This window comes from Edaphosphingomonas fennica (genome assembly GCF_003034225.1).
Taxonomy (GTDB): Bacteria; Pseudomonadota; Alphaproteobacteria; order Sphingomonadales; family Sphingomonadaceae; genus Sphingomonas_E; species Sphingomonas_E fennica.
Window position 1 is genome coordinate 1 of sequence record NZ_PHHF01000032.1, and the last position, 24,302, is coordinate 24,302.

At 65.0% G+C, this 24,302-nt stretch carries 26 protein-coding genes and 1 tRNA gene; 7 read left to right on the forward strand and 20 right to left on the reverse strand.

Going from position 1 to position 24,302, the window contains the following annotated elements:
* Positions 1 to 31: 31 nt before the first annotated feature.
* Both CV103_RS07350 and CV103_RS07355 read right to left on the reverse strand, forming a co-directional pair.
* Complete coding sequence (locus CV103_RS07350; protein ID WP_107394501.1) at positions 32 to 1,267, reverse strand: ImmA/IrrE family metallo-endopeptidase; 1,236 nt, start codon at positions 1,265 to 1,267, stop codon at positions 32 to 34.
* A gap of 243 nt (positions 1,268 to 1,510) precedes the next feature.
* Entirely contained in the window at positions 1,511 to 1,831 is a 321-nt protein-coding gene (locus CV103_RS07355; protein WP_107394502.1) for an Arc family DNA-binding protein, read from the reverse strand.
* Positions 1,832 to 1,929: 98 nt separating this feature from the next.
* Between CV103_RS07355 and CV103_RS22100 the strand changes: the two genes are divergently transcribed.
* The 3 genes from CV103_RS22100 to CV103_RS07365 are packed head-to-tail and all read left to right on the forward strand — an operon-like array spanning position 1,930 to position 4,199.
* A complete protein-coding gene (locus CV103_RS22100) occupies positions 1,930 to 2,199 on the forward strand; it encodes a hypothetical protein (RefSeq protein ID WP_146163398.1) in 270 nt (89 codons plus the stop codon).
* Between the two features lie 57 nt (positions 2,200 to 2,256).
* A complete protein-coding gene (locus tag CV103_RS07360; protein ID WP_107394503.1) occupies positions 2,257 to 2,574 on the forward strand; it encodes a hypothetical protein in 318 nt (105 codons plus the stop codon).
* Positions 2,574 to 4,199 (forward strand): recombinase family protein, encoded by a 1,626-nt coding sequence (locus tag CV103_RS07365; RefSeq protein ID WP_107394504.1) that lies wholly within the window; start codon positions 2,574 to 2,576, stop codon positions 4,197 to 4,199. Before CV103_RS07360 ends, CV103_RS07365 begins: the two co-directional genes overlap by 1 nt.
* Here CV103_RS07365 and CV103_RS07370 read toward each other — a convergent pair.
* Positions 4,178 to 4,254, reverse strand: a tRNA-Met gene (locus tag CV103_RS07370). The genes CV103_RS07365 and CV103_RS07370 overlap by 22 nt on opposite strands.
* Positions 4,255 to 4,394: 140 nt before the next feature.
* On the opposite strand from CV103_RS07370, the gene CV103_RS07375 reads away from it, so the two are divergent.
* Both CV103_RS07375 and CV103_RS07380 read left to right on the forward strand, forming a co-directional pair.
* A complete protein-coding gene (locus CV103_RS07375; protein WP_107394505.1) occupies positions 4,395 to 5,621 on the forward strand; it encodes an NAD(P)/FAD-dependent oxidoreductase in 1,227 nt (408 codons plus the stop codon).
* 100 nt (positions 5,622 to 5,721) lie between these two features.
* Positions 5,722 to 6,126, forward strand: a complete 405-nt coding sequence (locus CV103_RS07380; RefSeq protein WP_107394506.1) for a DUF3775 domain-containing protein — start codon at positions 5,722 to 5,724, stop codon at positions 6,124 to 6,126.
* Here CV103_RS07380 and CV103_RS07385 read toward each other — a convergent pair.
* The 6 genes from CV103_RS07385 to CV103_RS07410 form a co-directional block, all read right to left on the reverse strand.
* On the reverse strand, positions 6,095 to 6,610 hold the full coding sequence (locus CV103_RS07385) for a 2'-5' RNA ligase family protein (protein WP_245896719.1): 516 nt from the start codon (positions 6,608 to 6,610) through the stop codon (positions 6,095 to 6,097). The genes CV103_RS07380 and CV103_RS07385 overlap by 32 nt on opposite strands.
* Positions 6,611 to 6,666: 56 nt before the next feature.
* Entirely contained in the window at positions 6,667 to 8,493 is a 1,827-nt protein-coding gene (locus CV103_RS07390) for a M2 family metallopeptidase (protein ID WP_107394508.1), read from the reverse strand.
* Positions 8,494 to 8,556: 63 nt separating this feature from the next.
* Positions 8,557 to 9,312 (reverse strand): alpha/beta fold hydrolase, encoded by a 756-nt coding sequence (locus CV103_RS07395; protein ID WP_107394542.1) that lies wholly within the window; start codon positions 9,310 to 9,312, stop codon positions 8,557 to 8,559.
* Positions 9,313 to 9,396: 84 nt separating this feature from the next.
* Positions 9,397 to 9,846, reverse strand: coding sequence for a GFA family protein (locus tag CV103_RS07400; RefSeq protein WP_107394509.1), 450 nt, complete (start codon positions 9,844 to 9,846; stop codon positions 9,397 to 9,399).
* Positions 9,843 to 10,478 carry a DUF2238 domain-containing protein gene (locus CV103_RS07405; protein WP_245896716.1) on the reverse strand — a complete coding sequence of 212 codons (636 nt, stop codon included), beginning with the start codon at positions 10,476 to 10,478 and terminating at the stop codon, positions 9,843 to 9,845. Before CV103_RS07405 ends, CV103_RS07400 begins: the two co-directional genes overlap by 4 nt.
* A gap of 11 nt (positions 10,479 to 10,489) precedes the next feature.
* Entirely contained in the window at positions 10,490 to 11,515 is a 1,026-nt protein-coding gene (locus CV103_RS07410) for an aspartate-semialdehyde dehydrogenase (RefSeq protein WP_015456927.1), read from the reverse strand.
* 189 nt (positions 11,516 to 11,704) lie between these two features.
* Between CV103_RS07410 and CV103_RS07415 the strand changes: the two genes are divergently transcribed.
* Positions 11,705 to 12,427, forward strand: coding sequence for a hypothetical protein (locus CV103_RS07415; RefSeq protein ID WP_015456926.1), 723 nt, complete (start codon positions 11,705 to 11,707; stop codon positions 12,425 to 12,427).
* A 34-nt stretch (positions 12,428 to 12,461) separates the two neighbouring features.
* Here CV103_RS07415 and CV103_RS07420 read toward each other — a convergent pair whose 3' ends face one another.
* The 8 genes from CV103_RS07420 to ffh all read right to left on the reverse strand — a co-directional run bounded on the left by CV103_RS07420 (position 12,462) and on the right by ffh (position 19,110).
* Complete coding sequence (locus tag CV103_RS07420; protein WP_041864744.1) at positions 12,462 to 14,675, reverse strand: S9 family peptidase; 2,214 nt, start codon at positions 14,673 to 14,675, stop codon at positions 12,462 to 12,464.
* A gap of 114 nt (positions 14,676 to 14,789) precedes the next feature.
* The gene (gene rplS / locus CV103_RS07425; protein ID WP_015456924.1) at positions 14,790 to 15,170 is read right to left on the reverse strand and encodes a 50S ribosomal protein L19; all 381 of its coding nucleotides are present in this window, start codon (positions 15,168 to 15,170) and stop codon (positions 14,790 to 14,792) included.
* Between the two features lie 3 nt (positions 15,171 to 15,173).
* Entirely contained in the window at positions 15,174 to 15,914 is a 741-nt protein-coding gene (gene trmD / locus CV103_RS07430) for a tRNA (guanosine(37)-N1)-methyltransferase TrmD (protein ID WP_107394510.1), read from the reverse strand.
* On the reverse strand, positions 15,911 to 16,291 hold the full coding sequence (locus CV103_RS07435) for a type II toxin-antitoxin system VapC family toxin (RefSeq protein WP_015456922.1): 381 nt from the start codon (positions 16,289 to 16,291) through the stop codon (positions 15,911 to 15,913). Before CV103_RS07435 ends, trmD begins: the two co-directional genes overlap by 4 nt.
* The gene (locus CV103_RS07440) at positions 16,288 to 16,563 is read right to left on the reverse strand and encodes an AbrB/MazE/SpoVT family DNA-binding domain-containing protein (RefSeq protein ID WP_015456921.1); all 276 of its coding nucleotides are present in this window, start codon (positions 16,561 to 16,563) and stop codon (positions 16,288 to 16,290) included. The genes CV103_RS07435 and CV103_RS07440 overlap by 4 nt, the downstream gene beginning before the upstream one ends.
* A 69-nt stretch (positions 16,564 to 16,632) precedes the next feature.
* Complete coding sequence (gene rimM, locus CV103_RS07445) at positions 16,633 to 17,103, reverse strand: ribosome maturation factor RimM (RefSeq protein WP_070935773.1); 471 nt, start codon at positions 17,101 to 17,103, stop codon at positions 16,633 to 16,635.
* A 62-nt stretch (positions 17,104 to 17,165) separates the two neighbouring features.
* On the reverse strand, positions 17,166 to 17,597 hold the full coding sequence (gene rpsP, locus CV103_RS07450) for a 30S ribosomal protein S16 (RefSeq protein ID WP_070933919.1): 432 nt from the start codon (positions 17,595 to 17,597) through the stop codon (positions 17,166 to 17,168).
* 49 nt (positions 17,598 to 17,646) lie between these two features.
* Complete coding sequence (gene ffh / locus CV103_RS07455; RefSeq protein WP_211314370.1) at positions 17,647 to 19,110, reverse strand: signal recognition particle protein; 1,464 nt, start codon at positions 19,108 to 19,110, stop codon at positions 17,647 to 17,649.
* A 243-nt stretch (positions 19,111 to 19,353) separates the two neighbouring features.
* On the opposite strand from ffh, the gene CV103_RS07460 reads away from it, so the two are divergent.
* Positions 19,354 to 21,036, forward strand: a complete 1,683-nt coding sequence (locus tag CV103_RS07460; RefSeq protein ID WP_015456917.1) for a putative bifunctional diguanylate cyclase/phosphodiesterase — start codon at positions 19,354 to 19,356, stop codon at positions 21,034 to 21,036.
* On the opposite strand, the gene CV103_RS07465 is transcribed toward CV103_RS07460, so the two are convergent.
* The 3 genes from CV103_RS07465 to CV103_RS07475 all read right to left on the reverse strand — a co-directional run bounded on the left by CV103_RS07465 (position 21,009) and on the right by CV103_RS07475 (position 24,168).
* The gene (locus tag CV103_RS07465) at positions 21,009 to 21,614 is read right to left on the reverse strand and encodes a photosystem reaction center subunit H (RefSeq protein WP_107394512.1); all 606 of its coding nucleotides are present in this window, start codon (positions 21,612 to 21,614) and stop codon (positions 21,009 to 21,011) included. The genes CV103_RS07460 and CV103_RS07465 overlap by 28 nt on opposite strands.
* Positions 21,615 to 21,639: 25 nt before the next feature.
* Complete coding sequence (locus CV103_RS07470) at positions 21,640 to 23,559, reverse strand: potassium transporter Kup (RefSeq protein WP_015456915.1); 1,920 nt, start codon at positions 23,557 to 23,559, stop codon at positions 21,640 to 21,642.
* Positions 23,560 to 23,682: 123 nt separating this feature from the next.
* Positions 23,683 to 24,168, reverse strand: coding sequence for an Lrp/AsnC family transcriptional regulator (locus CV103_RS07475; protein WP_236626827.1), 486 nt, complete (start codon positions 24,166 to 24,168; stop codon positions 23,683 to 23,685).
* Between the last annotated feature and the right edge of the window lie 134 nt (positions 24,169 to 24,302).

Consider the following 24,302-nt stretch of genomic DNA (forward strand, 5'->3'; position numbering starts at 1 on the left):
TGCCCTTGCCAAGGGGGCGTCCACATATGAATCACATTCCCGACGCCAAGGGAATCCTGTTTATGGGTCCCGACCCTAGGGGCAAGGCGGCACCGCTCAACAGCGGATGAACGCTTCGTGGTTTAACGCCTAGCAACTTGCTGGCACGAGTAGGGGTCAGCACCCCTTCGCTCATGTTACGGGCAACGAAGTTCAGCAGCGCCGCCCCGAGACGGTGTCGCCGGACAATGTAGTAATTCGGTCCGCCGTCTTGGCCGCGTGCGCGCTCACGCTGGGCGGCACGGTTCTGAAGCCACTCGGTCCTGAAGGTAGCGGCAAGACCCTTCCACATATTTTCACTGATGCGGTCGCCCCGGAAAAGCCGGTAGGCTACCAGCGACCGGCTGATCAGCCGTTCAGCGGCGAATGCAGTAATGAGCTGACTTGCGTCACCTTGTGAGGTCGACCTTGTAACAGCCAATTGAGCAAGTTCGCGAGATGGCAGCAAGAAACTACTCGCAACATCATTACAAAATTGTTCGGTTGAACCCTCGAAATGCCCGCCACTTACGCCCGTGGCTCCAATCCATAGATGGGCCACCTCATGTAGCAGTGTGAACGACCATGCTGTTTTGGCATCCCGGTCGTTGATTACGACGAAAGGTGCGATGGGGTCAGCGAGTGCAAAGCCGCGAAATGCATCAACATCGATTGCGCTGTGGTGACTGCCCAGATTGCCGATCAATAATACGTATATCCCCGCAGCTTCGGCACGGCTGCGCAGTAGGGCGAAACCAGCTTCGGCTGAACCTTGGGCACGAAACTCGGCAAGATCGAGATTGAGCACCTGTCGAATAGATGCCAACACGGGGCCGACACCATTCTCTCGCGACATCGAACCTATGAAGGGAAGTTGCGTTGCCTCCTCTTCGTCGAGAAGTACCGCTCGGACTACTGCTTGCCGAGAACGGATGTCGCGAACCAAGGCGTCGATGAGAGGTTCGCCCTCGGTGTGTCGATCAGGCAAGGTCCGAAAGTCTTCACCGCGATCGCCTCGCGCAGGCGGTTCGCTCATGTAGAACGAAACGAGCGGACGCCGGTAAACCTTGGCCATTTTTAGCAAGACCGGTCGTGACACATCACCTTCGGCAGTTTCTAGTGCGAGCAGACGTTCCGCTCCCGACTGACCACGTGCGTCGTTGATGCCGACCTTGGGAGCCGCTTCCTCAAGCGACAGCCCCGCGCTCTCACGCGCCCATTTCAATATGGAAGGCTTGATCCTCGGCATATGGTAGTTCTTTGCACAAAGGCCCTCAGGGACGCGAGGGGAAAAGCGAAACTGGTGGTCGATGCGTATGGCGGCGGGTGCCTATGCATCTGACTACAACTCGACGCCTATTTACCTGCCTAACCCCTGATAACACCCTATTATCACGGCTCACAAATATCTGAAACCGCGCTTCTTTTGGTCTGCAATTAATTGCACTTCTCTCCACGTTTTTCACCACCGGCGGCACGGTCGCCCAACCTGCTATTCCTTATTGGCGAGAACGACGACTTCCCCCCGCTTCAGCCCCTGCATCAGTTCCGTGAAATCCTGTAGCTGATCGGCGGGGATTGCATTTAGCTTGCTTTCCAGTGCCCGAACCTGTGCCCGCAACGCCTCTAGCTCGCTGGCTTGATCTATGACGGGGGTGATTGCCCCCCCGTCAAACCCTGCATCGAAGCTCCACTCCAGCCGCATCCTGATTTCAGCGTTGAGGCTTCGCCGGTTGTCGTCCTTCGCCCTTTCAAGGCGGGCCTTCAATTCATCGGGGACACGAATGCGGAGCAGGGGTTCATCTCTAGCCATGGGCACACAATGCCTCACCGTGGGGTTGACTTCAACTTGATTGTAACTCACACCACGAAATGCCCACCGTGGGCATACCGTGAGGCAAGGAAGAGTATATGATGTTTCAACCCGACAATGAAGCGATCAAGGCACTGCTGGACGCAGACGCTGAACCCGCGAGCATCGAACGCCTTAAGCAATTTGCTTGGCTGTTGGACAACGACAGTCACCCGCGAACTGCGCCGAGATTGTCAGTCCTTTGGGGCTGGGCATATGAAATGTCCCAATTCCAAAGCGAAGCAGATTGCACGGGCAAGGCCGTCGAATATGTGCAGCGGGGGCAAGTCGTGCGCGTGCTTCACCCCGCCATCATCGAAGCCGCCTGACCATCGCTACAGGGGCGGCGACTGTGCTGCCCCCCCCCATCATTAGAGGATAAGCACATGACCACCAGCCAACTTAGCGTCCGCCTTCCCAGTGAAATAAGGGATTGGCTTGATGCCCATGCTTACCTGACAGGTCGAAGCCTGAACGAGACGGTGAACCGGATGCTCTCGACGATGTTCGAAACGAACCCACTAGATAGTTTCGCTGTTCGCCGGATGGGTTCCCGCTTCGTAATCGTATCACTGTCTGGCAGCGCAACGTTCGGGCCTTACCGCACGAAAGACACAGCACTGCGAGAGGCAAAGCACGCACTTGAGATCAACGGTTTCGATGAGGCCAACATCGTTGATGAAACCGCGAAGGAGGCCGCGTGATGCCTGACCTCCGCCGGGCCGTCATCTACGCCAGATATTCAACGGACCTGCAAACCGAAAAGTCGATTGCGGACCAACTTGCGGATTGCCGCGCCTTTGCCAAGCGCGAAGGCTTCAAAGTCGTGGGCGAGTATCACGACGCCGCGAAATCCGGCGCGTCCATCATGGGTCGGGAGGGGCTGCAAGACCTGCTGGCCGCTGCCTATTCCGGCCAGTGCGATGCCGTCATTGTCGAGCATCAAGACAGGCTTTCCCGCGATCAGGAAGATACGGCGCATGTCTATAAACGCCTGAAGCATCACGGCGTCAAACTGCTGGAAGTCCATGGCGGTGAGGCCAACACCATGACTGTGGGCATGAAGGCAATCGTCGCCGAAATGTATCGCGAGGACAATATCCTCAAAGTCCGGCGCGGCATGAAAGGGCTGATAGGTGAAGGCAAGACGGCTGGCGGCCGTGCCTACGGTTACACCCCGAACCCCGCTAACCGAGGCGCTCCCATGATCGTGCCAGAGCAAGCAGAAATCGTCCGTCGCATCTTTCAAGCGTATCATGACGGCAAGTCCCCGAAGGCGATCTGCCGGGACTTGAATGCCGAAGGTATCGACGCACCACGCGGTAAGCTCTGGGCACCGTCCGCGCTTTATGGCTTCGCTGAACGCGGAACCGGGATGCTTCGCAATCCGATCTACAAGGGCGTGATTGTCTGGAACAAGGTTCGCATGGTGAAGGACCCCGACACCGGCAAGCGCATCTCTCGGCCCAATCCCAAGAGCGAATGGCTTTCGGCCAACGCCCCCGAACTGGAGATCGTGCCTCCCGACCTGTTCGACGCCGTTCAGGCCCAGCTAGCAGCCCGATCCAATCCGGGCGCGCCCGTCAGACAGCGTCGTCCTGTGCGCCTGCTGTCTGGCCTGCTGAAGTGTGCCGCTTGTGGTTCCGGCATGTCCGTTGCTGGCGTGGACAAAAGTGGGCGGCCCCGCCTTCGCTGTTCGGCGCACACAAACTCAGGAACCTGTCCGAACCCGCAGACCTTCTACCTTGGCGACGTGGAGACCCTTGTTATCGACACGTTGGCCGATGAGCTTGCCACCGCCGAACAGGTCAACCGCTATGCAAAGGCGTGGCTGGAGGGGCGGCACAAGGAAGCCGCGAAGGACATTGCCCGCCGCACCAAGGCCGAAACCCGCATGAAGGCCATTGGCAAGGAATTGGAGCGTATCACCACCATGATGATTAAAGGGCTTGGCGACGAGCAGGCCCTGGATACCGCCAGCAAGGAACTGGGCGCGGAACGCGATCGCCTGAAAGCCGAATTGGACAGGGAGCCTCCCGCGTCCAACATCGCGATCCATCCGACTGCCGTGGCTGCGTTCGCAAAAAGCCTCACCACGTCGCGAGACTACCTGCATTCGGCCAAGGCTAAGCGGGAACTGACCCTGCACAACCTGCACGACAGGGGCGACCTGCATCACCTTGTCCGGGAAGTCGTGGCGTCTGTCACCCTATCCCGCGACGAAGACGGACGCATGTGCGCCGAAGTGGCGACATGGCTGGATCATTTCACCGTGGAAGGGAGGCAACCCGCTGGGGGCTGCCAAAGTGGTAGCGGAGGAGGGACTTGAACCCCCGACACGCGGATTATGATTCCGCTGCTCTAACCAGCTGAGCTACTCCGCCCCAATCGGGCCGCCGGCGAACGCTTCGTCGCCGGGCGTGGGCGGGCCTATAGGCAGGCTCGCGGCACCGGTCAACTGGCGTCGCGCAACTTCGCGCGATACAGGCATTTCCGGGAATCGGATGCGAGGGGAAACAGAAGCGTGGACCATTATGACGTTCTGATCGTGGGTGCCGGCCATGGCGGCGCGCAGGCCGCGCTGACGCTGCGGCAGCAGAAGTTCGAAGGCACGATCGCCCTGCTGGGCGACGAACCGGAGCTGCCTTATGAGCGCCCGCCCCTCTCCAAGGATTATTTTTCGGGCGAGAAGACGTTCGAGCGAATCCTGATCCGCCCGGCCGCATTCTGGGAAGAGCGTAACGTCGATCTGCTGCTGGGCCGGCGGGTCGTATCGGTCGATCCGGCGGCGCATAGTGTAACGCTGGCTGACGGCAGCGGCCTTGGCTACGGCAAGCTGATCTGGGCGACGGGCGGCTCGCCGCGGCGGCTGACCTGCACCGGCCATGACGTGAAGGGCGTGCACGCCGTGCGCACCCGCGCCGATGTCGACACCATGATGGGCGAGATGGCGACCACGAATCGGGTGGTGGTGATCGGCGGCGGCTATATCGGGCTGGAGGCCGCGGCCGTGCTGTCCAAGCTGGGCAAGCAGGTGACGGTGCTGGAGGCGCTGGACCGCGTGCTGGCGCGCGTGGCGGGCGAGCCGCTGTCGCGATTCTACGAGGCGGAGCACCGCGCGCACGGCGTGGACGTGCGGCTGAACGTGGCGGTCGACTGCATCGTCGAGAAGGACGGCCGCGCTGTGGGTGTGCGCCTGGCCGACGGCACCGAGCTGCCGGCCGAGATGGTGATCGTTGGCATCGGCATTATCCCGGCGATCGAGCCGCTGATCGCGGCCGGCGCCGCCGGGGGCAACGGGGTGGACGTGGACGGCCAATGCCGCACCAGCCTGCCCGACATCTTCGCGATCGGCGATTGCGCCGCGCATGAAAACGGCTTTGCCGGCGGCGCCCGCATCCGGCTGGAATCGGTACAGAACGCCAACGACCAGGCCACCATCGTCGCCAAGGCGATCATGGGCGGCGACGATGTCTATTCGGCGGTGCCGTGGTTCTGGTCCAACCAATATGACCTGCGCCTGCAGACGGTTGGTCTTTCCATCGGGCACGACCGGATCGTGATGCGCGGCGACCCGGCGGAGCGCAGCTTCTCCATCGTCTATCTGAAGGACGGCAGGGTGATCGCGCTCGACTGCGTCAACGCGACCAAGGATTATGTGCAGGGTCGCGCGCTGGTGGCCGGCGGAATCGCCCCGCCGCTGGACCAGCTCGCCGATGCCGGCGTCCAGCTGAAGACATTGGCGGCCTGAGGCGGGAACCGGCGGGCCTTCCCCTCGTTCCCGTTTCGATTTCGGGGCGGCACCGCCGCGGGCCGCCCCACTGCCGAAAAGCTGGCGGAAGGAGGCTGACATGGAATTGAACGTCCCACTGGAAAGTGTCTGCCGGCTGATAATCCGCGCCCGGGAGCTGGAAGCGCAGGTGCCGGCGATCGAGGCGGACGGGGAGGATGATCCCACCGATACCGACGATCCCATGGCCGTGCTGGAGGACGAGGCCAATGTCGCCATCGAGGATGAGGTGCGGACCTTCCTCGACGACATGGCGGACGACGAGATCGCCGACGTGCTGGCGCTCGCCTGGATCGGGCGTGGCACCTATGACGCCAGCGAATGGGAGGACGCGCAGGAGGAGGCCTTGAACAGCGAGGAAGACGCGGTCGACCTGCTGCTCGATATGCCGCTGCTCGCCGCCTATCTGGAGGCCGGGCTGTCCGCGTTCGATCTCAGTTGCGAGGGGATCGGCCAGATCGATTGAAGGGATGGCGGCCGATCGCCACCCATCCGCCATCCTCGTAGCGCCACAGGGACAGGCCGGCGATGGCGATCGGGCCGGGCCGGAAGGAACGGGCCATTTCCCTTTGCAGGGCGGCGGCGGCGCTGGCATCCACCTTGTTCTGGATGGTGATGTGCGGGCGCCAGGGCGCGGCATCCGGGGGCGTGAGATAGCGATCGAAGGCGTCGGCCAGCCGGGCGCGGATCGCCTCCAGCCCCGGCGAATCGACGCGGAAGGCGGTGCCGCGCGCCAACTTCATGATCCCGGCGATGCGTGCTGCGGGCGGCGGCGCATGCCGGGTTTCCGCGGCCAGCCGGCGGCCGGCCTCCTCCGCCAGGGACGGCGCAAGGTGATGGAACAGGGTGAGGTGCGCGGGCACCCGGTTGCGATCGGCCGGGTAATGCGCGCGCCGCAGGGCATCGAGGCGGGCGAGATCGGCGGGCCCCAGATCCGCCGTCACTATGATCGGGCCGCGCGGCGGCAAGGCCCCTGCCCCGTCCGCCGCGCCTGCCCGCCTTTGGCTCACCAGCCGCAGGTCTTGCCCTTGTTCTGCTGTTCCAGCCACGTCATCAGCGGCTTGAAATAGGCGATCATCGCCGTGCCATCCATCTCGCGGCTGCCGGTGAAGGCTTGCAGCGCGTCCGGCCAGGGCTTCGACATGCCCATCTCCAGCATCTTGTTCAGGTTCGCGCCGACTTCCTTGTTGCCGTAGAAGGAACAGCGGTGGAGCGGCCCCTTCCAGCCGGCCTGGTCGCACGCGGCCTTGTAGAACTGGAACTGGAGGATGCGCGCCAGGAAATAGCGGGTGTAGGGCGTGCTGGCGGGCACATGATATTTGGCACCGGGATCGAAGGCGTCGGCTCCGCGCTCCACGGGCGGGGTGATGCCCTGATATTGCAGGCGGAGCGCCGTCCACGCCTTGTTGTAATCCTGCGGAGCGATCGACCCGTCGAACACGCCCCAGCGCCATTTATCGACCAGCAGGCCGAAGGGCAGGAAAGCGACCTTGTCCATCGCCTGCCGCAGCAACAGGCCGATATCCTTGTCCGCCGGCGGCACCTTCGCCGGATCGAGCAGCCCGATCCGAACGAGATAGTCGGGCGTGATCGATAGCGCGATCGCATCGCCGATCGCCTCGTGGAAGCCGTCGTTCGCGCCGTTCAGGTAGAGATAGGGCTGCTTGTTATAGGCGCGCTGGTAATAATTATGGCCCAGCTCGTGGTGGATGGTGGTGAAATCGTCGCCATTCACCTTGATGCACATCTTGATCCGCAGATCGTCCTTATTGTCCACGTCCCAGGCGGACGCGTGGCAGATCACCTCGCGATCGGCGGGCTTGGTGAACTGGGAGTGCTGCCAGAAGCTGTCGGGCAGCGGCGCGAAGCCGAGCGAGGAGAAGAAATTCTCGCCGCCCTTCACCATCTTCAGCGCGTCATAGCCCTTGGCCTTCAGCAGATCGGTCGTGTCATAGCCGAGGTCGCCGGCGCCGGCCGGGGCGACGACGTCATAGATGTTGCCCCATTCCTGCGCCCACATGTTGCCGAGCAGATCGGCGCGGATCGGGCCGGTCCTGGGCTGGACGCCATCGCCATATTTCTCGTTCAGCTTGGTGCGGGTGTAGCAGTGGAGCTGATCGTAGAGCGGCTTCACCTGCAGCCAGAGCTTGTCCGTCAGCCTGGCGAACTCATCCGGCGACATATCGTAGTTGGAGCGCCACATGGCGCCGAGATCCTTGTAGCCCAGCTCCTTCGCGCCCTGGTTGGCGATTTCGACCATGCGGGCATAATCGGCCTTCATCGGCTTGCCGACATTGTCGTGCCAGCTCGCCCACATTTCCTTGAGCTGGTCCGGGTTGCGGACTGTGCTCATCTTCTCCTCGATATCGGAGCCGTTGATCTCCTTGCCGGCCAGCGTGCCGCGGCCCTTGCCGTAGGTGGAGCTCATCCGGGTGGACAGCGCGTTCAATTCGGTCGCGGCCCCCTCGGTCGCGGGCGCCGGCAGGACGATGCCCTGGCGCAGGATATCGAGCTTGCGGCGGGTGTCGAAGGAAAGGCCCGCGACCTTGTCGTAGCGGGCGGCCTCCTTGGCGAGGCGCACGGAGGCTTCGGTATTCTTGGCGCCGAACAGGGTGTTCAGGGCGTCGGTATCGTCGGTGATGTAGGTGGCGTTGACCCAGGCGACCTGCGCGGTCGGGATGGAAAGATCGAACAGCTCCTTCTCGGCCGCCGCCACGAAGCGATCGGCATCGGCGGCCGTGGGCGCGGCATCCTTGGCGGCGAAGGCGGCGACGGAAACGGCGAGTGCGCCGAGCGCCACGGCCGAAACGGCGGCGCGGAACGGGATTTTCATGGAAAAGGCCCCCAGAGGTCTATTTGCGATTGCGCGCACAATCGCTCCGGCGGCCCCGGCCGGTCAAGCCGCCAGGAAATCCCGGATCGCCTGGCCAAGCTCGGGCTTCACGACCGCGCTCATATGATTGCCGGGGATCGGCTGGAAGCGCGCGCCGGGAATGGCATCGGCCAGCGCCTCGCCCGATCCGTTGTCGTCATCCTCCCGCCCGGTGACGACCAGCACGGGACGATCGAAGGCCGCCAGTTCCTCGGGCGTGGTATCGACGAAGGTTTCGAGGATGTTGAGCAGCGCCACCGGATCGCCGCCCGTGGTCTTGAGGAAGGCCTCGGTCATCCATTCGCCCGACCCGCGCGGAAAGCTGCCGAGATTGGTGAGGACCTTGCGGAAATAATCGCCGCGTCCGGCGGTGTGGAGGATGCCATCCAGCCCCATGCCGCACAGGACGACACGGCGCGGCGCGGCGCCTTTCACCAGCATGCGCACGCTCGTCCGCCCGCCCAGCGAATAGCCGGCGAGATCATAATCGGCGAGGCCGAGATGATCGACCAGCGCCAGCCCGTCATCGGCCAGCACGTCGCGGGGATAGGCGGCGGGATCGTGCAGCTTGGCGCTGTCGCCATGGCCGCGCAGGTCCGGCATGATGACGCGGAAACCGGCGTCCGCGATCAGCGCGGCGTGGCCATAGCGGATCCAGTTGGTGAAGGCGTTGGAGAAATAGCCATGGATCAACACCAGCGGCCGCCCCTCGCCCATTTCCTTCCAGGCCAGCTCGGTGCCGTCCCTGCCGTTGAAGCGGCCTTCCTTCACGTCCGTCATGCGATCGATCACCCGGTAAATCCTGATGCTGCGTCCCCTACCCGCTTGAGCGCGATCGATCCACCGTTCCGGCCGATCGGCGGATCAATCCGGCAGCCGGCCGGTCGCGGCAACCCAGCGATCCGTGAGCGGCTGATGCTCGTCCGCGCGCATGCCGGGCAGATGGCTGGTATCCTCCCATGCCGCGAGCTTCGTATCGATCGCGAAATTGGAGGTGGGGCGGAAGAAGCCCGGATCGTCGAACGAACCGACGGTGAGATCGATGTTCGTCCCGTCCAGATAGGTGAAGCCCAGCGGCGTGCCGCATTGCGCGCAGAAAGGCCGCCGGGCGATGGGCGAGGACTGATACCAGTCCGGCTCCCGCGTCAGCCAGCGGACATCGGCCTGCGGGACATTCTTGAACGCGACCGAGACATTGCCCGTCGCCCGCCGGCAATAGGTGCAATGACAGAGATAGGCTTCGTCGTCGCGGATCACCGCTTCGTAACGGATGCGGCCGCACTGGCAGCCGCCGGCCATGAGCTTTTCCGTCATACCGCCCGCCGCCGCAATTCCACCGCCGCCATCGCCAGCGCTCCCAGCATCGCCATCGCCATGTCTTTCTGGGCATCCCAGATGTCGCCCTGCTGGCCATTATAGGCATCGGCGGCACCCCCGGCCATCACGAGCGTAAGGCCCCACTCGAATATCTCATAGACGGCGCTCGCGGCCGCGACAAAGCCCACGCCGAGGCAGGCCGCCGCGAACGGCCCCGCGCCCTGTCGCCGCGCCAGCTCCATCGCGACGGGGATGCTCGTCACCCCGAAGGCGAGGTGGACGAGGCGGTCATAATGGTTGCGGGTCGTCCCCAGGAGATCGCCGGTCGAGACGCCGAACAGCGCCGACGCCCATGCGTCATAGGGGACATTGGAATAGGTATAGCGGCCGCCGAGCGTGTGGAGCAGCCAGAAGACAAAGAGGAAGGCGACGGCGCGGGTCGAGAGCGGCCAGCGCGCCAGAAGCAGCGGCGCCGCTGCGATCACCGCCACGGTGGGCAGATGATGCAGCGGCGCCACTTCGGGAAAGGGCTGCGCGACATTGGCCAGCAGAACGGCCAGTGCGAGCAGCCCGCTCATCCACCGCTGGGCGACCGGCAGGGACCGCCAAGCGGCGCGATAGCCGGTCACTGCGGAGGGCCTCAGCCCTTCTTCAGATGACGGCGGCCGAGCAGCTCCGCGATCTGGACGGCGTTGAGCGCGGCGCCCTTGCGAAGGTTATCGGACACGCACCAGAGGGCCAGGCCGTTCTCCACGGTCGGGTCCTCGCGCACGCGGCTGACGAAGGTGGCGAAATCGCCGACGCATTCGACGGGGGTGACGTAGCCGCCATCCTCGCGCTTATCGACCAGCATCACGCCCGGCGCCTCGCGCAGGATCTTCTGCGCGTCCTCGGCCGAAAGTTCGTCCTCCAGCTCGATATTGATCGATTCGGAATGGCCCACGAACACCGGCACGCGCACGCAGGTGGCCGTGACCTTTATCTTCGGATCGAGGATCTTCTTGGTCTCCACCACCATCTTCCATTCTTCCTTGGTGTAGCCGTCATCCAGGAAGACATCGATGTGCGGGATCACGTTGAAGGCGATCTGCTTGGTGAACTTCTTCGGTTCGGCCGGATCGCCGACGAAGATGTTGCGCGACTGTTCGAACAGCTCGTCCATCCCCGCCTTGCCGGCGCCCGACACCGATTGATAGGTGGAGACGACGACGCGCTTGATCTTCGCGGCATCGTGCAGCGGCTTCAGCGCCACCACCATCTGCGCGGTCGAGCAGTTGGGATTGGCGATGATGTTGCGCGCCTTATAACCGTCGATCGCATCCGGGTTCACTTCCGGCACGATCAGCGGCACATCCGGGTCCATGCGGTAGAGCGACGAATTGTCGATCACCACGCAGCCGGCGGCGGCCGCCTTCGGCGCATATTCCTTGGTCGCGGTCGATCCCACGGCGAAGAGCGCGATATCCCAGCCGGTGAAATCGAAATGCTCGAGATTCTTGACCTTGAGCTTCTGGCCCGTCTCGCCGAACTCGATCTCATCCCCCGTGGAGCGGGAGGATGCGACGGCGGCGATCTCTTTAATCGGAAACTCGCGCTCGGCCAGAATGTTGAGCATTTCGCGCCCGACATTCCCGGTGGCTCCGACGACGACTACCCGATAGGCCATTATACTCGCTCCAGTTGGACATGAAGGCCGCACATGCGGCCCGGCGCGGGTTTAGGGGAGCGGGCGCAGATGTCCAGCCCGCAGAGCTTTAGCCGCCAAAAGCGCGCCTTGGCCGGCGGCGGCTGGATCGAGCCGGGCATTTGCTTTAGCCCTTGGCCAGCAGCCGGCCAGCATCGCGGGAGGCGCCCCTTGCGCAATATCGACTTCAGTTCATGGCAGAGCGTGCTGGCGACGCTCATCGGGCTGGCGCTCGTCACCCTGATCGGCGTCAGCATCCGCCTGGTGGTGATGTTCACCATCCAGCAGCGGCGGGAGCGGATGAACCGCCAGATCAACGAGCGGCTGCGGACCCTGATCGCCGCCTACAAGACGCTGGGCGGCTCCTTCACGGGCAATCTGGCGGTCGATCCGGCGCATCTGCGCGATCTGCGGCGGCGCGCGGAACCGGACGGCGAAGGGGAGACCGTGCCGGCCGCCGGGGCGGAAGGATCGGACAGGGCGCGGCGCATCCGCGACGCGGTGGAGGCGGCGCTTTCCGACATCATCCTGCTGGGCACCGAGGAACAGGTGCGGCTGGCGGAACGCGCCGCGCGCGAGCTGGTCGCGGGGCACCCCGTCCACACCCATGATCTGGTGATCTCGCTCCGCGATTTCATCCGCGAGGCGCTGGACCTCGATCCGATCCCGGCCGGGCTTGCCATCCCGATGCAGGGCCCCACCCGCCCCTCCGGCGCGAGCGGCGGGCGGAAGGGCGAAAGCGGCAGGGGGGAAGGCCGGCAGGGCGGTGGCGGTGGCGGCGGAATGGGCGCCGGCATGGGTATGGGCATGGGGATCGGCGGCGGCGTCGGCCTGGCAAGCGGCGCGAACGCGGACGATCCGCTCGCGCCGGACCAGCAATCCTCCACCCCGTGAAGCCGGGAGGGGCGGCGTGGAGGCCCCCCTCCCCTTATTTGGCGGCCTTCACCGTGCGGTTCAGGAACGCTTCGATCGTCCGCCACAGGTGCAGGCTGGTCGCCTGCCCGGAGATGGAGTGGGTCTTGCCCGGATAGACCATGGTTTCGAACGGTTTGGACGCATCCTGCAGCTTCGCCATCAGCGCGGTCGAATGTTCGAACAGCACATTGTCGTCCGCCATGCCATGCACCAGCAGGAGCGGATCGGCGATGGCGGTGGCATTATCGAGGGCGCTGGCACCGTCATAGGGCGCCTTGTCCTTCGCCGGATTGCCGAGATAGCGTTCCGTATAGGCGGTATCGTAAAGCTCCCACCGGGTGACGGGGGCGACCGAGACGCCGGCGGCGAAGGTGCCGGGGGCCGCCTCCAGCAGCTTCAGCGTCATATAGCCGCCATAGGACCAGCCCATCACCGCGACCTTGGCCGGATCGACGAAAGGCTGGGCCTTGAGCCATTCCACGCCCTTCAGCTGATCGGCCACCTCCGGCTTGCCCATCTGCAGATGGATCGGATCCTCGAACGCCTTGCCGCGATCGCCCATGCCGCGATTGTCGAGCATGAACACCACCCAGCCCTGCTGGGCGAGATATTGCATGCGGAGATCGAAGAAATCGCGCTTCACCGTATGCGCATGCGGCCCGCCATAGACGAAGACGAAGGCGGGTGCCTTTTCCCCCGGCTTCAGGCCGGGGGGGACGAGCATCGCATAATCGAGGTCGGTGGCGCCATCGGCCGCCTTGATCGTGCCATAGGCCGGCTTCACCAGATCGCCGACATAAGGGGCGAGCGGGTGGCTGCCCTTGACCGCATTCTCCTCGATCCAGGCAAGCCGCTTGCCGGCGGCATCGGCCAGCCACACCTGCTTCGGCTGATCGGGCCGGGTGGTGGTGACGATGGCGCGCGCGGCCGCGCCGTCCATCACCGCATCGTTCCAGGTGCCGGCCGCGGTCAGCCGGCGGGGTTCCCCGCCCTGCCGATAGTCGAGCGCGTAGAGATGCTGTTCGAGCGTGCTGTCCGCAAAGCCGGTAAAGAACAGCTGGCCGGCCTTCTCGTCGACGCCGACCAGCTTCTCCACCGCCCATTTGCCGTGGGTAAGCTGGCGGAAGGCGCCGTCCTTCCACAGATAGAGATGGTCATAGCCGTCCCGTTCGGACGACCAGATCAGGCCGCCGTCGCGCAACGCGTGGAGATTGCCGTTCACATTGACCCAGGTTTCCGCCGTCTCGCTGAACAGGACCGTGGAAGCCCCGGTGCGGGCGTCGACGCGCAGCATGTCGAGCCTGTCCTGCGCGCGATTGAGGCGCTGGACGAGGATCGCGCTCGCATCCGGCAGCCAGTTGACGCGGGCGATGTAGATATCGGGATCAGTTCCCAGATCGGCCTTCACCCGGCCCGAACCGTCCGGCTTCATAAGCCACAGCTCCACGGCCGCATTGGGGGTGCCGGCGCGGGGATAGCGCTGCTGGAAAAGGGTCGTGCCTTCCGCGCCGATCGCCGCGCGGGACGATACCTCGACCTTGCTTTCATCGACGCGGGCGACCGCGATCAGGCTGTCGTCCGGCGCCCACCAATGGCCGCGGCGGCGATCCAGCTCCTCATTGGCGACGAATTCGGCGACGCCCCAGCTCGTCGTGCCGCCGCCATCCGTGGTCAGGGCGCGATCGCCGCGGCTGGCGATATCGATGACGTGAAGATTGCCTTCGCGGACATAGGAGACGAAGCGCCCCTTGTCGCTGACCGTGGCATCCAGCTCCGTTTCCGGGCTGTCGGTCAACCGCTGCACGCCGCCGGCGAGGTCTGCGAGGTAGAGATCGCCATCGAGCGGAACCAGGATATGCTGGCCGTCAGGCGCCCAATCATAGGCGACGATGCCCTTGCTGCCGCCGATGCGCAGCCGTTCGCGCTGCATCTTCTCGGCCTCCGACAGTGCGGCCCCCGTGCCCACCTTCCGGGAATCGACCAGCATGCGCGCCTTGCCGGTGCGCGTGTCGATCGCCCAGAGATCGAAGCGCTCGGCATCGTCCGGCCGGTTGCGCAGCAGGGTGGCGAGGCGGCCGTCGGGCGAAAGCTTCAGCAGGCGCGGCGTCGGTCCGGCGATGGCCGGGCTGGCGAACAGCCGCTCGAGCGTGATCTTCTCGGCAAAGGCGGTGGAGGGAACGAGGGCTGCGGCCGCGATCAGGGCGGCGGGGGCGAGAATGCGGAGCATCGCCGGCTTATCGGGATGAAGCGCCGGGGAGGCAAGAGGGAGGATGCCCCGCAAGAAAAAGGGCACGGATGGCATGCCACCCGCGCCCGATTTTTCGAAGATGCGCTGAAGCGATCAGGCTTCGGCGGCAACCCGCGTGTCGCGGCGCTCGGCGATGCGAGCGGCCTTGCCGGTGCGGCCACGCAGATAATAGAGCTTCGCGCGACGGACGACGCCGCGACGAACGACCTCGATCGATTCCACGTTCGGCGAATAGAGCGGGAACACGCGCTCGACGCCTTCGCCGAAGGAAATCTTCCGCACGGTGAAGGACGAACCCATGCCCTTGTTCGAGCGCGCGATGCACACGCCCTCATAATTCTGGACGCGGGTGCGCTCGCCTTCGACGACCTTCACGCCGACGCGCAGCGTGTCGCCCGGACGGAATTCGGGAATCTTCTTGGTTTCGGTGATCTTGGCGATCTGCTCGGCTTCGAGCGTCTGGATGAGGTTCATGGCTCACCGCTCCTTCTTCTGTTGCCGCGCGCCAGAGGGAGACTGGACCCGAGCACCCTCGTGGCGCTCCCAAAGATCCGGCCTCCTTAGCCTTGTATCCGTCTCGGCCATGGCGGTGCGCCACGCCTCGATCTTCGCATGATCCCCAGATCGCAGCACTTCGGGGATCGTGCGCCCTTCCCACTCGGCAGGTCGGGTATAATGCGGATATTCGAGGAGGCCGCTTTCGAAGCTTTCCTCGTCCCCGCTTGAAGCGGCGCCCATTACGCCGGGAAGCAGCCGAATGCAAGCATCCAGCAGCACCAAAGCGGCCATCTCGCCGCCCGAAAGGATATAGTCGCCGATCGACACCGGCTCGATCGGCCGGGCTTCGAACAGGCGCTCATCGATCCCCTCGAAACGGCCGCAGAGGATGATCGCGCCGGGGCCGGCCGCCAAGTCGCGCACGCGCGCCTGGGTGAGGGGGCGGCCGCGCGGCGTCATCGCCAGCACCGGCACGCCGGGCTGACGATCCACGGCATGATCCACCGCCCGGGCCAGCACATCGGCACGCATCACCATGCCCGCGCCGCCGCCCGCCGGCGTATCGTCGACCGAGCGATGCCTGTCCGTCGCGAAATCGCGGATCTGCACGGGATCGCAGACCCACTTGCCCTCGCCCAGCGCGCGGCCGGCCAGCGAAAGCCCCAACGGGCCGGGGAACATCTCCGGGTAAAGGGTGAGGATCGTGGCGGCGAAAGTCATGGCAATGTCCAGTTCTCGACCGTCAATCCTGGGACATCCGAGAAGTCACCTTCATTGTTGGTGATGATAGTCGCCCCGATGCTCAGCGCATGCGCTGCCAGCAGCCGATCGAAGCGGGCGCGCCTAAACGGCAGTTGGGCATAGGCCCGGGCGGCCGCCTCATCGAAAGGAAGTAGAGGAATGGCTTGGATGAAAGCAGCCAGCACATCTCGCGGCGGCGGCTTGCCATTGCTTGAACCAAGGGCGACCTCTGCAAAACTGATCGCGGAAATGCCCACCTCGCCTGGCTCGCATTGGGAGAGGCGCCGGCCAAGCCCCTCATATCGCGCCGTCATGGCGTAGACGGCACAATCGGAATCGATCAGGAATCGGATCACGCTTTGTCGCGAGCCTCTTTTTCGCGACGCGCGATCGTGCTCGGCCGCTCCTCGAAATCCTCGCGCAGCGGAGCTTCCAGCCAAGGCGCTTTCCCCCAGAAGCCGCTGATGTCGAGATTCTTCTTCGGCGGCTCGACAGGCTCGAACGTGAATTTCGCCTGCTCCTCGCGCACGATCATCTCCTGCCCTTCCTTGAGGCCGAGCGCCTTCGGCAAGCGCAGTGCCAGCGAATTGCCGGACTTGAATATCTTGGCGCGATATTCCTCGCCCATCACGATCTCCGTATATACAAAATGTATATACGCTTGTTGCCACGGCCTCGCAACCTGCGGGGGGTGCACCTACTCCACGAAGGCGGGATCGATCAGCAGGCGATCGGGCTCCACCGTGACGGCGGCGGCGACGGGCACCATGAAGCGCTTGCCGCCGGGCCGCTCGATCTCGACGATGTCGCCGGCGCCGAAATTCTCGACCGCCACCGCCGTGCCCAGATCGACGCCATCGGCGACGCAGGGCAGGCCGATCAGGTCGACATGATAATATTCACCCTCCCCCAGCGGCGGCAACTCCGATCGGGGGACGGTGAGCGCCACGCCCCGCAGCGCCTCCGCCTGATCGCGATCGGCGATCTCGGCGAAGCGCGCCACGGCGCCGTTGGAGCCGGGCCGCACGCTTTTCAGCGTGAAGGCGCGGTCTCCGGCGTGAAGCGTGGTGTAAGGCGCAAGATCATCGGTGAAGAGCTTGAGACGCACTTCGCCCTTTATGCCGTGCGCGCCGATGATGGCCGCCAGCGTCACGGGGCGATCGTGCATCCCATCCATTCCCTTCACCAGGATGAGGCGCGCGGCGTGCGGCCCCGCGCCTCATGCCGCAATCAGCCCTCGGCGGCTTCCGCAGCCGGAGCTTCCTCGGCCGGAGTTTCGGCGGCGGGCGCTTCCTCGGCCGGGGCGTTGGCGGCTTCCTCGGCAGCGGCGAGCTTGGCCGCACGCTCCTCGGCGCGCTCCTTGGCCTTCTCGCCCGGCTCGGCCTTCTTCGGGTTGTTGCGGGCCGCACGCTCCTTCACGCCGGCGGCGTCGAGGAAGCGGGCGACGCGGTCGGTCGGCTGCGCGCCGACGGCCAGCCAATGCTTCGCGCGCTCGACATTCACGGTCACGCGGGCGGGATCGTCCTTGGAGAGGAGCGGATTGTAGGTGCCGATCTTCTCGATGAAGGCGCCGTCACGCGGAGCGCGCGAGTTGGCGACGACGATGCGGTAGTAAGGACGCTTCTTGGCGCCGCCACGAGCGAGACGGATGGAAACGGACATGGTGACTTCCTTCTGTTGAACTGGATTGGATTGAACGGTTTGGGAATGCTTATTTCTTGCCGAACTTGTCGAAGCCGGGCGGGAGCGCCCCGCCGAGGCCGGGCAGGCCGCCGGGCGGAAGCTGCGGCATGCCGCCGCCACCGCCCATCAATCCGCCGAGGCCGCCGCCCAGCCCCCCCTTGCCAAGGAGGGCGCCCAGGCCCTTGAGGCCGCCCATCTTGCGGATCTTCTTCATCGCGGTGGACATTTCCTGATGCATCTTCAGGAGCTTGTTCACTTCCTGCACGGTGGTGCCGCTGCCCTTGGCGATGCGGATCTTGCGCTTGGCGTTGATGATTTCCGGCTTGGTGCGCTCCTTGGGCGTCATCGACGAGATCATCGCATCCATGCGGACGAGGATCTTGTCGTCGACGGCGCCGGAGGACATCGCCTGCTTCACCTGCTTGACGCCCGGCAGCATGCCGGCGAGCGCGCCGAGGCCGCCCATGCGCTTCATCTGGTTGAGTTGGGCGCGCAGGTCGTTCATGTCGAACAGGCCCTTGGCCATCTTGGCGGCGAGCGCCTCGGCCTCCTCGACCTTGATCGTCTCCGCCGCCTTTTCGACGAGGCTGACGACATCGCCCATGCCGAGGATGCGGCCGGCGACACGCGCGGGCTGGAACGGCTCCAGCCCGTCGAGCTTCTCGCCGGTGCCGGCGAACTTGATTGGCTTGCCGGTGACGGCGCGCATCGACAGCGCGGCGCCGCCACGGGCATCGCCGTCCATCCGGGTGAGCACCACGCCGGTAAGCGGCACCTGTTCCGAGAAGCTCTTGGCGACGTTGACGGCGTCCTGGCCGGTCAGCGAGTCGACGACGAGCAGGATTTCATGCGGGGCCGAAACCTCGGCAACCGCCTTCATCTCCTCCATCAGCGCCTGATCGACGTGGAGGCGGCCGGCGGTGTCGAGCATCACCACGTCGAAGCCCTGGAGCTTCGCGGCCTGGAGCGCCCGCTTCGCGATATCGACCGGCTGCTGGCCGGCGACGATCGGCAGGGTGGCGACGGACGCCTGGGTGCCGAGCGTGGCGAGCTGTTCCTGGGCGGCCGGGCGATTGACGTCCAGCGATGCCATCAGCACCTTCTTGCGGCCCTTTTCGGTGAGCCGCTTGGCGATCTTGGCCGTCGTGGTCGTCTTGCCCGAGCCTTGCAGGCCGACCATCATGACGACGGCGGGCGGCGTGACATCGACATCGAGGTCCGATGCTTCGGCACCCAGCATCTCGACCAGCGCATCGTTGACGATCTTCACGACCTGCTGCCCCGGCGTCACCGATTTCAGGACCTGCTGTCCGACGGCCTTCTCGGTCGCCTTGTCGACGAACTCGCGGACGACCGGGAGCGCCACGTCCGCCTCGAGCAGGGCGATGCGGACCTCGCGCATGGCCGCGCGGACATCCGCCTCGTTCAGCGCGCCACGGCCGCGCAGACGGTCGAAAACGCCGCCAAGCCGTTCGCTCAGACTTTCGAACATCGCCACACTCCGGCCGTTAAACCTTTCCATCCCGCTCCAAACGCAAACACGCCGGCGGGCGAAACCTCGCCGGCCAGCGTGCACCCTCGGGCGCTTCAACGTCGCGTTCGATGCGGAACGAACCGGGGCCGCCTAGCCGATCGCGGGCGCGAACGCAAGGCAGGCGAGCTGCCGTTACGGCAATTGCGCTGTTCCATCCCCTTTTTCTTGCGGGTTTAACAGAATTTGCACCCCTTGGGGCCGATGGAGAGCCATCACACCCAATGGGAGCGGTCCTTGGCCTGGCGCATCTGGCGGCGCAACGCGCGAAAATTGACGGGGCTGACCAGCGCCCGCCGCGATATGGTGACGGGCGGGATCACGGTCGCGGCGATCCTGCTGTTCGCCTGGACGGGCGGGACGATGATGGGCCGCTTCTTCGGCAGGCTGATGGGCGACGTGGCGGTCAGCGACGGCGATCGGCTGCTGACCACCGCCGTCATCCTCAACATCGCCCTGCTGCTGTTCGGCTGGCGGCGCTATCGCGACCTGCAGCATGAAGTGTCCGAACGCGCCGTGGCGGAGGAACGCGCCCATTCGCTGGCGGCAAGCGATCCGCTGACCGGCCTGCTCAACCGCCGGTCGCTCGGGGATGGCGGCGCCGCGCTGCTGGCAAGGGCCGGCCGGAACCGCGCCATGGCGGTGATGATGATCGACCTCGACCATTTCAAGACGGTGAACGACCTGCACGGCCACGGCGTCGGCGACAAGCTGCTGAAGGCCTGCGCCGCCGCGATCGAGGGCGCTCTGCCCCCCGGCGCGCTGGTCGCCCGGCTGGGCGGTGACGAATTCGCCTGCGCGGTCCTGACCGAGGCCGGCAGCACCGCCCATATCGACGCCATGGCCGACGGCATCGCCGCCCGCTTATCCTCCCCCTTCGATCTCGACGGCGCGCGCGCGCATGTGACTGCCTCGATCGGCATCGCCCGGTCGGAACGGGAATGCGGCGAGATGGAAGCGCTGATGCGCCGCGCCGACATCGCCATGTATGCGGCGAAGCGCGGCGGCCGCAATCGCGTGGCCTGGTTCGATACGTCGATGGAGCGCGAGCTGCAGCTACGCAACGCCATCGAGGCGGGCCTGCGCGACGGCATCCCCAAGGGCGAGTTCGTGCCCTATTACGAACAGCAGATCGATCTTTCGACCGGCAGCATACAGGGCTTCGAGGTGCTCGCCCGCTGGGACCATCCGGTGCAGGGCGTGATCGGCCCGGACATCTTCATCCCGATCGCCGAAGAATGCGGGCTGATCGGCGATCTTTCCACATCGGTGATGCGGCAGGCGTTCGAGGAGGCAAAGGGCTGGGACCCGGCGCTGACGCTTTCGGTGAACATCTCGCCCAGCCAGCTCAAGGATCCGTGGCTGGCGCAGAAGATCGTCAAGCTCCTCGTCGAGACCGGCTTTCCCGCCAGCCGGCTGGAGATCGAGATCACCGAGACATCGCTGTTCGACAACCTCGGGCTTGCCCAATCGATCATCGGCAGCCTGAAGAATCAGGGCATCCGGCTGGCGCTCGACGATTTCGGCACCGGATATTCCTCCCTCGCGCATCTGCGGGCGCTGCCCTTCGACCGGATCAAGATCGACAAGAGCTTCGTGCTGTCGATGACCGACAACCCCGAAAGCGCCGCGATCGTCACCGCCATCACCCGGCTGGGCGAAAGCCTGAGCCTGCCGATCACCGCCGAGGGGATCGAGGATGCGGGCATCATCGAGCAGCTGAAGGCGATCGGCTGCCACAAGGGCCAGGGTTGGCATTATGGCAAGCCGATGACCGTCAACCAGGTCCGCCGGCTGCTGGCGGAACATGGCATGCTGTTGCCCGGACGCGGCCCGGCGGCCGGCCCCGGTGTGGCCGATTATGAAGGGCCGCGCATCTTCGGCTGAGGAGGCTCCGTCGCAGCGGCAGGCCAGCATGCCGGGTCCACTTCCGGCAAGGCGGCGAGCGCCGGTTCCGAAAGGGCCGTTCGGAAGCCGTCTCCCTCGGGCGTGACGGCATCCCAGCCAAGGGCGCGAAAGCTCTCCCCGATGCCGGCGACGCCGCCTATGCGGACAAGCAGATAGGCGATCCTGCCGCTCGCGACCTCCGCCGTCGCGCCCGCGACGGAGCCGAGATGGGCACCGTCCAGTCCCTTCAGCGGCTGCCCTTCCATGGCGGTTATCGCGAACAGATCCGGCACGGCAGCGGTGCGGCTGCGCCACCGCGCCGCCCTGGCGCCATCGTCGAGCCGGGCTTCGCGCCCCAGCCAGCGCCAGATGCCGATCAGGTTGACGCCCGAAAGGAAGATATTGGCCGCCAGCAGGTTCCGCTGGCCGGTGGAGATCGCCACCACCGTCCATGCCACCGACCCGATCGTGAAGACCACGAACCCCCAGCCCGTGATCCGCGAGCCGAGATTCGCAGCCGTCATCATTGCCGCGACCATCGTCGCGGCCGGGGCGATCCAGCCGGCGATATCCTCCATCCGCGTCCCGCCTTTCAGGTGGAGACTAAATCTCCACCTGGCTGCCGAGTTCCACCACGCGGTTGGTGGGCAGCTTGAAGAATTCCATCGCGCTTTCGGCGTTGCGCAGCATCCAGGCGAACAGCTTTTCCCGCCAGATCGCCATGCCGGGGTGGGACGAGGGCAGCAGCGTCTGCCGGGCGAGGAAGAAGCTGGTGTCCATCATCTTGAACTTCGGCCCGCAACCCGTGACGCTGGCCAGCCCCTGCGGCACATCAGGTTCCTCCATGAAGCCGAAGCGCAGGACGACGCGATAGAAACCCTGATCGAGATCCTCCATCGCGACCCGGTTGTCGGAATCGACGAAGGGCATGTCCTCGATCTTCACGGTGAGCAGGATCACGCGATCGTGCAGCACCTTGTTGTGCTTCAGATTGTGGAGCAGCGCGTGGGGCACGCCTTCGGGCGTGGAGGTCATGAACACGGCGGTGCCGGGAACGCGGGTGGCGGAGCTGACCGCCGACTTCACGAACACCTTCACCGGCATCGCGGCTTCGCGCATCCGCTCGATCATCAGATAGCGGCCCCGCGCCCAGGTGGTGAGCAGCGTGAAGGCCACGAAGCCGACGAACAGCGGGAACCAGCCGCCATCGGGCACCTTGGTGAGGTTCGCCGTGAAATAGGCGATATCCACCAGGAAGAAGATCGCGACGAGGAAGCCCGCCCACAGCTTGTTCCAGTGCCACAGGCTGAACAGCACGACCGCGAGCAGGAAGGTATCGACCAGCATCGCGCCGGTGACGGCGATGCCGTAGGCGGCGGCGAGGTTCGACGAGGTCTGGAAGCTCAGCACGAGCAGGATCACCATCACCATCAGCGACCAGTTGATCACCGGGATATAGATCTGGCCGACCGTGCTGGCGCTGGTGTGGGTGATGCGCAGGCGCGGGATGAAGCCGAGCTGGATCGCCTGATGGGTGACGGAGAAGGCGCCGGTGATGACCGCCTGGCTGGCGATCACGGTGGCGGCCATCGCCAGCAGCACCAGCGGCAGGCGGAACTCGTCGGGCGCCAGCAGGAAGAAGGGGTTGTGGATCGCCTCCGCCGCGGTGGCGGCGTCCATCGCCAGGATCATCGCCCCCTGCCCCAGATAGTTGAGCATCAGCGCGGGCAGCACGAAGGCCATCCATGACACGCGGATGGGGTTGCGGCCGAAATGGCCCATGTCGGCATAGAGCGCCTCGGCCCCGGTGACAGCCAGCACGACGCTGCCGAGCGCGAGGAAGGCCGTCCAGCCGTCCGTCCAGAAGAAACGGATGGCGTATAGCGGGTTGAGCGCGCGCAGGATAGTGGGATCGGCGGCAATATGGATGAGGCCGAGCGTCGCCAGCGCCAGGAAATATATCACCATGATCGGCCCGAACAGCATGCCGACCCGGGCGGTGCCGTGCGACTGGATCATGAACAGCACGATCAGGATACCCACCGAGATCGGCAGGACGAGCGGCTGGAACCCGCTTTCGACGACGGTAAGGCCTTCGACCGCCGACATCACCGACATGGCGGGCGTTATCATGCAATCGCCGAAGAACAGGGCGGTGGCGAACACGCCCAGCAGGATGATGCCGTTGGACCAGCGCTTGTTCTGAGCGCGGCGGTTGATCAGCGCCAGCAAGGCCAGGCTGCCGCCTTCCCCCTTATTGTCGGCCCGCATGATGATGGAGACATATTTGATCGTCACCACCAGCATCATCGACCAGAAGATCAGGCTGAGGACGCCGAGGATATGCAGCTCGTCCGGCGTGAGCGGATGATGGCCCGCGAAGGTTTCGCGGAAGGCGTAGAGCGGGCTGGTGCCGATATCGCCGAAGACGACGCCGATGGCGCCCAGCGAAAGTTTCAGCAGGCCGGCGCCCTCGGGCGCGTGGCCGTGACCGGCATGATGCTCGATCGATTCACTGCTCATCGAAGAATGGACCCTGTTCTGTCCACGGAACGGCGTCCACCCCTATTGCCCCAGCAGGCGGCGACCGGCGCGGCCCCTAGCATGGGGCCATGCCCCCCGCAACGCCCGCCGGATCGGCCCACCTCAGGCAAGCATCGCATCGGCTTCGCTCCGCGTGGGAATCGACCGCAGCACGAAGCTGCTGTTGATCGTGCTGACCGCCGGCAGCTTCCCCAGATGTTCCCGATGGATGCGTTCATAATCGTCGAGGTCGCGGCAGATGATCTTCAGCCGGTAATCGTTGGCGCCCGACACGAGGTTGCATTCGACCACGCCGATGATGCCGGCGACCGCGCGCTCGAACTGGGCAAGCTCCTCCTCCACCTGGGTGTTGAGGGTGATGTCCACCAGCGCCGTCACGCGGAAGCCCATGCGGCGCAGGCCGAAGCGCACGCCATAGCCACTGATCCGGCCCGTGGATTCGATCGCCTGGATGCGCCGGGTGCACGCCGACTGCGAAAGCCCGACCCGCTCGGCGATGCGGCTGACGGAGGTTCGCGCATCGGCCGCGAGCATCTTCATGATGCCGCGATCGACTCGGTCGATCTGCCCATCCGGGCTTCCTTGCATCAATCCTCCGATTTTCGGGGCCTTCATGACGGAACCATGCGTATATCCTGATGAGCAGCACCCATCTTTGCACGGATTTGCGGGCGCTATCGAGTTATATTCCTTTGCCATCAGGATTGCGATGGAGAGGCGGT